Genomic DNA, 9,158 nt, shown 5'->3' on the forward strand with positions numbered 1-9,158 from the left:
CACACGGCCGAAGGCCCGCCACCCTCACCTGGAGGGAGCGGGCCTTCGGTCTGTCCTGCCGAATGCCGAGTGGGGCCGGTCAGCGCGTCGCCGGGATGTACGGACCGAGGGCTGCGGCCAGTTCCTCGTGGACGCGTGCCTTGAGCAGCGTGCCCTCCGAGGTGTGCTCCTCGGAGAGCACCTCACCGTCGGCGTGCACCCGTGAGACGAGCGCTCCCTGCGTGTACGGCACGAGAGCCTCGATCTCGACCTCGGGCCGCGGCAGTTCGGCGTCGATCAGCGCCAGCAGCTCGCCGATGCCCCTGCCCGTACGGGCCGATACGGCGATCGCGTGCCGCTCGATCCGCAACAGGCGCTGCAGCACGAGCGGATCTGCCGCGTCCGCCTTGTTGATCACCACGATCTCGGGCACGTCCACAGCGCCGACGTCGCGGATCACCTCGCGCACCGCGGCCAGCTGCTCCTCCGGAGCCGGATGCGAGCCGTCCACCACGTGCAGGATCAGATCGGACTCACCGACCTCCTCCATGGTGGAGCGGAAGGCCTCGACCAAGTGATGCGGCAGGTGCCGGACGAATCCGACCGTGTCCGCCAGCGTGTACAGCCTGCCGCTCGGTGTCTCGGCCCGCCGCACGGTGGGGTCCAGGGTGGCGAACAGCGCGTTCTCCACGAGGACACCGGCGCCGGTGAGCCGGTTGAGCAGCGAGGACTTGCCCGCGTTGGTGTATCCGGCGATCGCGACCGAGGGAACCTTGTTCCGCCGGCGCTCCTGGCGCTTGATCTCGCGGCCCGTCTTCATCTCCGCGATCTCACGGCGCATCTTCGCCATCTTCTCGCGGATCCGGCGACGGTCCGTCTCGATCTTGGTCTCACCAGGGCCTCGGGTGGCCATGCCGCCACCGCCGCTGCCGCTGCCGCCGCCGCCCATCTGGCGGGACAGCGACTGACCCCAGCCCCGCAGCCGGGGCAGCATGTACTGCATCTGTGCCAGCGCCACCTGCGCCTTGCCCTCCCGGGACTTGGCGTGCTGGGCAAAGATGTCGAGGATCAGGGCGGTCCGGTCGACCACCTTGACCTTGACGACGTCCTCGAGGTGGATCAGCTGGCCCGGGCTGAGCTCACCGTCACACACGACGGTGTCGGCTCCGCTGTCGACCACGATGTCCCGCAGCTCGTTCGCCTTGCCCGAGCCGATGTACGTGGCCGGGTCCGGCTTGTCACGTCGCTGGATGACACCGTCGAGCACGAGCGCGCCCGCCGTCTCGGCCAGCGCAGCGAGCTCGGCCAGGGAGTTCTCCGCGTCCTGCACGGTTCCCGAGGTCCAGACACCGACGAGCACCACACGCTCCAGACGGAGCTGTCGGTACTCGACCTCGGTGACGTCCTCGAGTTCGGTGGAGAGACCCGCCACGCGCCGCAGTGCGGCCCGGTCGGAGCGGTCGTACTGATCGCCGTCCCGCTCTCCGTCGATCTCGTAGCTCCAGGCGACGTCCTCTTCCATCAGGGCATCGGCCCGGAGGCTCTCGGTGCGGTTGGTGTCCGCGAAGCTCTGCGCGTTCTTGGAAGGGGATGAAGAGGAGGTCATTGGATCCTTACGTCGAAGAGAAGTACGGTACGGAAAGTACGGTACGCCGGTCACAACGCGTGACGGGCCGGAAAGATTCCCGAGGCCTGAAGAACCCGTGCGGGCTCCCCAGCCGGGTCCGGTCCGGCAGCGCCGACCTGTCGATGGTCGCACGGTGCCACCGCGGCCGTCACCCCGGTTTCCGCCGGGCATCCGCACCACCGCAGTCCGACGCCGGGGCTTCGCCGTGACGACACCGGCGGCTACCTCCGCGCCCCGGGTGCGGCGCTCTGCCAGTCGGGGTGCCCGGGCATCGCCGGCGTCTTCTGGCCGTACAGCCACGTCTGGAAGAACGCGGACAGATCGCGGCCCGAGATCCGTGAAGCGAGCGCCGTGAAGTCCGCCGTGGACGCTGTGCCGTCCCTGTGCTCCGACACCCAGGCACGCTCCAGCAGCTCGAACGCGGGCTCCCCGATCTCCTGCCGCAGCGCGTACAGCACCAGCGCGCTGCCGTTGTAGACGACCGGCCGGAACAGACCGAGCTGCTTGCCCGGCTCCGCGGGCCTGGGAGCAGCAGGCGGTCCGCCCGCAGCCCGCCAGCCGTCCGACTGCTTGTACGCCTCACGCATCCGCTTCTCCAGGGGCTGCTGCGCGTGCTCCTCCGCGTACAGCGCCTCGTACCAGGTGGCGTGTCCCTCGTTGAGCCAGAGGTCCGACCAGGTGCGGGGCGTGACGCTGTTCCCGAACCACTGGTGGGCCAGCTCATGCACCATGATCGAGTCGACGTACCACGCCGGGCGCCGGGGCTCGGTGAACAACGACCGTTCGAAGAGCGAGAGCGTCTGTGTCTCCAGTTCGAATCCGGTGTCGGCGCCGGCGATCAGCAGACCGTACGTCTCGAAGGGGTAGCGCCCGACCTTGCTCTCCATCCACTCGATGTGGTCCGGAGTCTTCTGGAGCCAGGGCTCCAGGATCGTGCGGTCGTCCGTCGGCACGACGTCCCGTACGGGCAGACCGTGCGGGCCCGTCCGGCGGAGGACGGACGACCTGCCGATGCTGACCTGGGCGAGTTCGGTCGCCATGGGGTGTCCGGTGCGGTACAGCCAGGTCGTGGTCCGCCCCGTCGGGACCTTCACCAGTAGCCGGCCGTTGGCCACGGCCGTCAGGTCCGCCGGGGCGGTGATGCGGAACGTGAACATGGCCTTGTCGGCCGGGTGGTCGTTGCAGGGGAAGACCCGGTGGCCGGCATCTGCCTGGTTGGCCATGGCCAGTCCGTCGGTGGTACGGACCCAGCCCCCCGCGCCCTTGGGGCCGTTCGGATCGCTCGTGTGGCTCACGGTGATCTTCAGCGGCTCCCCCGCCTCGACCGTTCCCCTGGGCGTGATCACAAGGTCCTCGTCGACGGTCGCGAACTCGGCATCGCGGCCGTTCACCTCGACCGTGCGGACGGTGCCGCGGCTGAAGTCGAGGTTGATCCGCTCCAGACGCTCGGTCGCACGGGCCTCGATCTTCGTGACTGCGTCCAGAGGCTTGCTGTTCGAGCCGCCGTAGGCGAACGAGACGTCGTAGCTGATGACGTCGTACCCAGGATTGCCCAGGTGCGGGAAGAGTGGATCGCCGATGCCGAGCGGCACGGGTGCGGGCGGTGCGGCGGCCAGAAGAGTGACCGAAGCGGCGGCGAGCAGCATGGCCCGCAGGCGTCGAGAGGAGAGCAGCATGCACCACCGCTACCAGCGCGGCGCTTGCCTGCGGCGACGACGCGCTCCGCCCCCACCCGAACGGACTCCGGCAGCTTGACGGCAGGGCCACCCGGTGTTTCTGCCGGATCAGGCCGTCGCCACGTGATGCTGCGCGCGGATCACGGTGTCCCCGCCGGATGCTGCGCGAGGCTCATGGCGTCCCCGCCGGATGCTGCGCGCGGGTCACGTCGTACACCCCGGCCACATCGCGCATCGCCCGCATCAACGCCGGAAGCCCGGCCGCGTCCGGGAGCTGGAGTGTGTAGGTGTGACGCACCCGCTGTTCGCTCGGCGGCTCGACGGTGGCGGAGACGATCGCCGCGCCTGCCGTCGCGATGACGTCCGTGAGGTCGGCGAGCAGCCGCGACCGTCCGAACGACTCGGCGACGAGCGTGACCCTGCACTCGGCCGCGTCGCCCCAGCGGACACCCACCGGGGCGCGCCCCAGCGTGCGCATCCTGGTGACGGCGGGACACTCCTCGCGGTGGACGGTGACAGCGCCGCCACGCACGAGGAAGCCGGTGACCGCGTCGGGCGGCACAGGTGTGCAGCAGCCGGCGAGGCGCACGCTCGCTCCGGGCAGATCGGTCACGGCGTTCGCTGCCGTGCGCCGGCCGGCGGCGACCGCCATGGGCGCGCGGGGCGCCGCGGCCGGAGCCTTCGCGCCCTCCGGGTGCGCGGCGAGCCAGCGGGTGATCGCGATCCGCGCGGCGGGCGTACGGGCGTGGTCAAGCCAGTCGGGCGACGGTCCTGATGCCGCGTCCTGGGCGAGCAGCAGTTGTACGGAGTCGCCGTCGCCGAGGCGAGTGCTGAGCGTGGCGAGCCGCTCGTTGACACGCGCGCCGATGCAGGCGTGCGCCTCCTCCCCGTACTGCGCGTATGCGGCGTCCACACAGCTCGCTCCTGCCGGGAGGCCCAGCGTCCCGCCATCGGCACGGAAGACGGTGATCTCGCGGTCCTCGGCGAGTTCCTCGCGCAGTGATGTCCAGAAGGTGTCGGGGTCGGGGGCGGATTCCTGCCACTCCAGCAGCCGGGAGAGCCAGCCGGGGCGCGTCGGATCGGCGCGCTCGCCTTCGGCGTGCTCGGACTGCTCGGCCGGCGCGGTCTGTCCCGCGGCGATCACGGTGCGGCGCGCGTCGTCAGTGTCGTTGGCGTCGGTCGCCGTGTAGGGACTGCCGAGGGCGATGACGCCGGCCTCGGCGACCTTGTGCATCTGGTGGGTGCGGATGAGGACTTCGGCGACGGCGCTGTCGGGACCGGCGACCGCGGTGTGCAGCGACTGGTAGAGGTTGAACTTGGGGGCTGCGATGAAGTCCTTGAACTCCGAGATCAACGGAGTGAAGCAGGTGTGCAGTTCACCGAGAACGGCATAGCAGTCGGCGTCCTCTCCGACGAGCACGAGAAGCCGGCCGAAGTCCGTCCCGCGCAGCTCGCCCCGCTTGAGCCGGGCGCGGTGCACGGAGACGAAGTGGCGGGGACGGATGAGGACTTCGGCCTGGATGCCGGCCTCCCGCATCACGGTGCGTACGCTCTCGGCGATGGCGGCGAGCGCGTCGCACGCGTCCGCGTTGTCCGCGATGAGGGCGCGCGTGCGTTCGTACTCCTCGGGGTGGAGAATCGCGAAGACCAGATCCTCGAGCTCGGTCTTGAGGGCCTGTACGCCGAGCCGTTCGGCGAGGGGGATCAGGACGTCCCGGGTCACCTTGGCGATGCGGGCCTGCTTCTCCGGGCGCATCACGCCGAGCGTGCGCATGTTGTGCAGCCGGTCGGCCAGCTTGATCGACATGACGCGGACGTCGTTGCCGGTGGCGACGAGCATCTTGCGGAACGTCTCGGGTTCGGCCGCGGCGCCGTAGTCCACCTTCTCCAGTTTGGTGACGCCGTCGACGAGATAGCAGACCTCGTCGCCGAACTCGTCGCGGACCTGGTCGAGGGTCACATCGGTGTCCTCGACCGTGTCGTGGAGAAGGGAGGCCGTCAGTGTCGTCGTCTCCGCGCCCAGTTCGGCGAGGATGAGGGTCACGGCGAGCGGATGGGTGATATACGGCTCGCCGCTCTTGCGGAACTGGCCGCGGTGCGAGGACTCGGCGAGGACGTACGCCCGGCGCAGGATTCCGAGATCGGCGTCGGGGTGGTGGGCGCGGTGTGCCTCCGCGACATGGCCGATCGCGTCGGGCAGCCGGCCCCGCGCGGCGGGACCGAGCAGCGCGGCCCGGCCCAGCCGACGGAGGTCGAGTCTGGGGCGGCCGCGCCGGCGACTGGGAGCACCAGGGTTGGGGGCCTCTGCACTCATGGGGCACCTCCGGCAGCGTCGACCGGCGGTGGGAGGGGCAGGCTTGCCCTCCGGGCCGGTGCTTGATGCTACCGAGCCCACCACGTGGCGGAGTCCGGCTCTCGCTCAGCGTGAACCGGATCACCCATTCGAGCGAAGCTCTATGCGACAGCCGTTTGGCTGTCCTGGACGACACCGACTGCGGCTCCTCGGAGCAGAGCGGGGTCGATCCGTCCCTCGGCGACGATCACCGCGGGACCGGTCATCTCGACCTCGCCGTCCGGGCGCTCGGTGATCACCAGCGTCCCGCCCGGCAGGTCCACGGTGTACGTCACGGGCTCGCCGGTCACCGCGGGGTCGACGCCGTCGCGGCGGGCCGCCGCGACGGCGACCGCGCAGGCTCCCGTCCCGCAGGAGCGGGTCTCGGCGGCGCCGCGCTCGTGGACGCGCATCGCCACATGCCGGGGGCCGCGGTCGGCGACGAACTCGATGTTCACCCCGTGCGGGTAGACCGAGGCAGGGGCGAACGCCGGCACGGACAGCAGATCGCCCGCGTGGTCCAGGTCATCGACGAAGGCGACCGCGTGCGGGTTGCCCATGTTCACGTTGCGCGCGGGCCAGCTTCGGCCGTCGACGGTGACGGTGACCCCGTCCTCGGGAAGCCGGGCGCGGCCCATGGCGACCGTGATGTCGCCCTCCACGGCGGATCCGCCGTCGGACACCGCCTGGGCGAGGTGGACCAGCTTGACGCCGGAGCGGGTGGCGATCGGGACTTCCCCCGCGGTCACCAGGCCGGCGTGCTCCAGATAGCGGGCGAAGACCCGGGTGCCGTTGCCGCACATCTCGGCGATCGAGCCGTCCGCGTTCCGGTAGTCCATGAACCACTCGGCCTGGCCGGCCATCGAGCGGGCCTCGGGGTGGGCGGCGGAGCGGACCACCCGCAGCAGTCCGTCCCCGCCGATCCCGGCTCGGCGGTCGCAGATCCGGGCGACGGCCGCCGGGGGCAGGTCGATGACGCCTTCGGGGTCGGGGACGATCACGAAGTCGTTCTCGGTGCCGTGGCCCTTGAGGAACGCGAGCGACGGCGAGCTCGTGGAGGTCTGCGCAGTGGTCACGGATCAATCGTACGGGCCGGGTGGGACACGGCCCGTGGGCCGGGTCGGAGAGGCCTTGGCCGCACCGATGGGCCCGGGCCCGGGAGAGCCGGTCAGCGGAGCCGGGCGACCCGCCATACGGCGAGAGCGACCAGCGCGCCGACGACGACGACATACAGCGCGATCACACGCCAGTCGGGCCGTTCGCCGGAGCCGCGGCCGGGGAGCCCCGGCCAGGTGTGGCCGACCCTGCGGGCCGCCATCATCGCCCAGCCCGCCGCGCAGCTGCTGATCAGCAGCCCGAGCATGGCGACGACCGCGCCGCCGTCGCCCGAGCCGAAGGCGAGAGGGAACGCGAACATCAGTGATCCGACAGCGGCGAGTCCCACGATGGGCGCGAGCTGCCAGATCCGCAGCCTGCGCTGCGGGCGGAGCTCGACCTCCACCTCGGCTCCGACAACGATGCCGCCTGCCTCGTCGGCGGGCACGTCCAGAGTCACGTCCAGAGTGTCGTCAGGACCGTCCGGGCTCAGACGCGCCACGTCTTCCCGTGCTTCCTGGTCTCTCTCGCGAGGGCCGGCCTCCATCGCCACGCGCCCTCCCAACTCGGACTCCACTGGTGGATCGATGATTGATGATGGCACGACCCCGGGCGCCGCGATGACGCGCTGGGCGTCCCGATGCCATCACGTGATCAGGCTGTGACCGCTCGTTCGACCAACGCGAGGGCCCGGTCCAGGAGTTCCCCGCGGTCCGCGACGGCACCGCTCAGCCAGTGGACACGCGGGTCGCGGCGGAACCACGAGTCCTGGCGGCGCGCGAAGCGTTTGGTGGCGCGTACGGTCTCGGCGCGCGCCTCATCCTGCGTGCACTCCCCCGCGAGCGCCGCGAGCACCTGCTGGTAGCCGAGTGCGCGGGAGGCCGTGCGCCCTTCGCGAAGTCCACTCGCCTCCAGGGTGCGTACCTCGTCGACGAGCCCCGCCTCCCACATGCGGTCCACCCGCAGTGCGATGCGCTCGTCGAGCTCGGGCCGTCCGACGTCGACGCCGATCTGGACCGTGTCGTACACGGAGTCATGACCGGGCAGGTTCGCGGTGAAGGGCCTGCCGGTGATCTCGATGACCTCCAGGGCGCGGACGATGCGGCGGCCGTTGCCGGGGAGGATCGCGCGAGCGGCGGCCGGGTCTGCGGCGGCCAGGCGGGCGTGGAGCGCTCCCGGGCCGTGCTCCTCCAGCTCGGCCTCCAGGCGGGCGCGCACCCCGGGATCGGTGCCCGGGAATTCGAGGGCGTCGATCGCTCCGCGTACGTACAGCCCCGAGCCTCCGACGAGTACGGGCGTGCGGCCCTGTGCGAGCAGCCGGTCGATCTCCGCGCGGGCCAGCCTCTGGTACTCGGCGACGCTCGCCGCCTCCGTGACGTCCCAGATGTCGAGGAGTCGGTGGGGGATGCCGCCGCGCTCGTCCGGGGTCAGTTTGGCGGTGCCGATGTCCATCCCGCGGTACAGCTGCATCGAGTCGGCGTTGACGACCTCGCCGCCGAGCTGCTGGGCCAGGTGGACACCCAGATCGGACTTTCCGGCCGCGGTGGGACCGACGACGGCGATGACCCGCGGTGCGGGAGCTGCACTTCTCACCGGCACAGTCTCGCAAACCTCGGCGGGCCTCCCCGAACGAGTTACGTGACGGAGCATGCCTGGGGTCGTTTCCTGTTGCGAGGTTCCGGCCGCCGGTTTACGAACCGTCGCCCTTGGGCGGTGCAATGGGACGCCCCGGGCGGGGCGGGATTTCGCCCACACGAGTAGGCTATGGAGTAGATATGGGCGTTTTTGCTAGGTTTCGCCGGAAGGGCAAGGGAACTCCGGAGGTGTCAACCGAGGAGGGGTCGGCCGCCACTCCGACGGCCGAATCCGACTCCGGGGCCGAAGGCGGTTCCGAGTCGGGATCCGGATCCGGGACGGCACCGAAGACTCCGGAGACGCCGTCCGCGGCGGTCTCCGGAGCGGAACAGGCCGCTTCGGCCGCTTCCGGAGCGGAGTCGGGGGAAGCGGCCTCCGCCACGGAGAGCGTGGAGATCCCCAAGCAGCAGTCCGCCGACGAGGCCGCGGACAACGAGGCCGGCGAGGGCGCCCGGAAATAGATCCCACGAGTGAAGGTGACCCATGGGCATGCTGGACACGCTGAAGGCCAAACTCGCCCCGGCCAGGGAAAAGGTCTCTGACTTCGCGCACCATCACGAGGACAGGATCCACAAGATCGAGCACGGCCTGGACAAGGCCGCAGCGAAGGTCGATCACCGGACCAAGGGAAAATACAGCGACAAGATCCAGTCGGGCACAGGCAAGGCCAAGGAAGCCCTGGACCGCCTCGCCCACAAGGATGACGGCACCCGGCCCGGGAACGAGGGCACGATGCCGCCGGCACCCTGACACGGCGACGCGCTGACACGACACAGCGCGTAAGAGCAACGGCGGACGGCCGCGGAGTCAACTC

Annotated in this window: 8 protein-coding genes; 2 read left to right on the forward strand and 6 right to left on the reverse strand. The window is 70.7% G+C overall.

The genetic code is table 11. The features are described from left to right. Nucleotides 1-79: 79 nt before the first annotated feature. The 6 genes from hflX to miaA all read right to left on the reverse strand — a co-directional run bounded on the left by hflX (nucleotide 80) and on the right by miaA (nucleotide 8,302). Nucleotides 80-1,585, reverse strand: coding sequence for a GTPase HflX (gene hflX / locus ACFU5O_RS34055; protein WP_384246312.1), 1,506 nt, complete (start codon nucleotides 1,583-1,585; stop codon nucleotides 80-82). Between the two features lie 242 nt (nucleotides 1,586-1,827). Continuing rightward, nucleotides 1,828-3,282, reverse strand: a complete 1,455-nt coding sequence (locus tag ACFU5O_RS34060; protein WP_384246313.1) for a M1 family metallopeptidase — start codon at nucleotides 3,280-3,282, stop codon at nucleotides 1,828-1,830. A gap of 172 nt (nucleotides 3,283-3,454) precedes the next feature. After that, complete coding sequence (locus tag ACFU5O_RS34065; protein ID WP_384246314.1) at nucleotides 3,455-5,596, reverse strand: RelA/SpoT family protein; 2,142 nt, start codon at nucleotides 5,594-5,596, stop codon at nucleotides 3,455-3,457. A 140-nt stretch (nucleotides 5,597-5,736) separates the two neighbouring features. After that, entirely contained in the window at nucleotides 5,737-6,690 is a 954-nt protein-coding gene (dapF, locus tag ACFU5O_RS34070) for a diaminopimelate epimerase (RefSeq protein ID WP_384246316.1), read from the reverse strand. 92 nt (nucleotides 6,691-6,782) lie between these two features. Beyond that, on the reverse strand, nucleotides 6,783-7,256 hold the full coding sequence (locus tag ACFU5O_RS34075) for a hypothetical protein (protein WP_384246322.1): 474 nt from the start codon (nucleotides 7,254-7,256) through the stop codon (nucleotides 6,783-6,785). Between the two features lie 107 nt (nucleotides 7,257-7,363). Further along, nucleotides 7,364-8,302 carry a tRNA (adenosine(37)-N6)-dimethylallyltransferase MiaA gene (miaA, locus tag ACFU5O_RS34080; protein WP_384246317.1) on the reverse strand — a complete coding sequence of 313 codons (939 nt, stop codon included), beginning with the start codon at nucleotides 8,300-8,302 and terminating at the stop codon, nucleotides 7,364-7,366. A gap of 230 nt (nucleotides 8,303-8,532) precedes the next feature. Here miaA and ACFU5O_RS34085 point away from each other — a divergent pair, with 230 nt between their 5' ends. After that, entirely contained in the window at nucleotides 8,533-8,805 is a 273-nt protein-coding gene (locus ACFU5O_RS34085; protein ID WP_384246318.1) for a hypothetical protein, read from the forward strand. 22 nt (nucleotides 8,806-8,827) lie between these two features. Continuing rightward, complete coding sequence (locus tag ACFU5O_RS34090) at nucleotides 8,828-9,094, forward strand: antitoxin (protein ID WP_384246319.1); 267 nt, start codon at nucleotides 8,828-8,830, stop codon at nucleotides 9,092-9,094. The last annotated feature ends 64 nt before the right edge of the window (nucleotides 9,095-9,158 follow it).

The sequence above is a fragment of the Streptomyces sp. NPDC057445 genome, assembly GCF_042802855.1.
In the GTDB taxonomy this organism is placed as follows: Bacteria; Actinomycetota; Actinomycetes; order Streptomycetales; family Streptomycetaceae; genus Streptomyces.

Coding starts and splice junctions, on each gene's coding strand:
- hflX (WP_384246312.1), bottom strand. CDS start 1,585: ATGACCTCCTCTTCATCCCCTTCCAAGAACGCGCAGAGCTTCGCGGAC.
- ACFU5O_RS34060 (WP_384246313.1), bottom strand. CDS start 3,282: ATGCTGCTCTCCTCTCGACGCCTGCGGGCCATGCTGCTCGCCGCCGCT.
- ACFU5O_RS34065 (WP_384246314.1), bottom strand. CDS start 5,596: ATGAGTGCAGAGGCCCCCAACCCTGGTGCTCCCAGTCGCCGGCGCGGC.
- ACFU5O_RS34075 (WP_384246322.1), bottom strand. CDS start 7,256: ATGGAGGCCGGCCCTCGCGAGAGAGACCAGGAAGCACGGGAAGACGTG.
- ACFU5O_RS34090 (WP_384246319.1), top strand. CDS start 8,828: ATGGGCATGCTGGACACGCTGAAGGCCAAACTCGCCCCGGCCAGGGAA.